The 663-nt window shown below is 31.1% G+C and carries 1 protein-coding gene; it reads right to left on the bottom strand.

All coding sequences use genetic code 11. The features are described 5' to 3' along the window. Positions 1–170: 170 nt before the first annotated feature. A complete protein-coding gene (locus ASJ81_RS14670; protein ID WP_095645041.1) occupies positions 171–359 on the bottom strand; it encodes a hypothetical protein in 189 nt (62 codons plus the stop codon). Positions 360–663: the final 304 nt, after the last annotated feature.

Here is a 663-nt window from a genome sequence, read left to right as displayed (position 1 = left end):
TATCACTGTTTGTTGGGCTTCCTAATAGTCCTTTTTCCGTTGTGGTGCAAAAAATGATATTTCCGCAGTTTGATACACTTTCCCGGTGATGAAAATGATTAACTTTCCTAATTATAAAGGTCTACACTAATTTTGTAACAAAGCCAGATTTTTTGCACCAATTAGAATAGTTACCGCCAAGCCATCTTGTCAAGTATCCCGATTAAGTTATTTGCCTCATCAAAGGATAAGTCAGTCCAGTTCTTTTTGCAATATTCTTTGCAATACTGGTCAATTTTTTTATGCCTCTCCATATAATTAAGAGACTTTATTACTAAATTTTTTTGCTTAAATGTTATCGAAGAACCTATAAACTCCATAAATACTCCTTATGTCATTTTTCAGTAGCTTAATCACTCGAAAAATAGAAAACACTAAACCAGTATATCTTTTAGCAATCGTATATATAGAACTTATATTATATATATGCACGCATTTAATAAACATATTAATATGAGGCTATCAAATTAGAATTTAAATTTAAAAACTCACCTCTTTTTTCGGTTCTGTTGCAAAAAAAATTATTAAAGGGATTCTTAATAAGTAGAAAGTTAAGAGCATACATATGCCGTGCGACAAGAAGTTATGTCATGAATTGCTTTAATGCTGCCCTTTCCATTTGGG

The organism is Methanosarcina spelaei (assembly GCF_002287235.1).
Taxonomy (GTDB): Archaea; Halobacteriota; Methanosarcinia; order Methanosarcinales; family Methanosarcinaceae; genus Methanosarcina; species Methanosarcina spelaei.
This window is presented reverse-complemented; position numbering and strand designations above follow the sequence as displayed.

What these genes read in the sequence shown, in the direction of transcription:
- ASJ81_RS14670 (WP_095645041.1), bottom strand. Translation starts at nt 359, where the DNA reads ATGGAGTTTATAGGTTCTTCGATAACATTTAAGCAAAAAAATTTAGTA.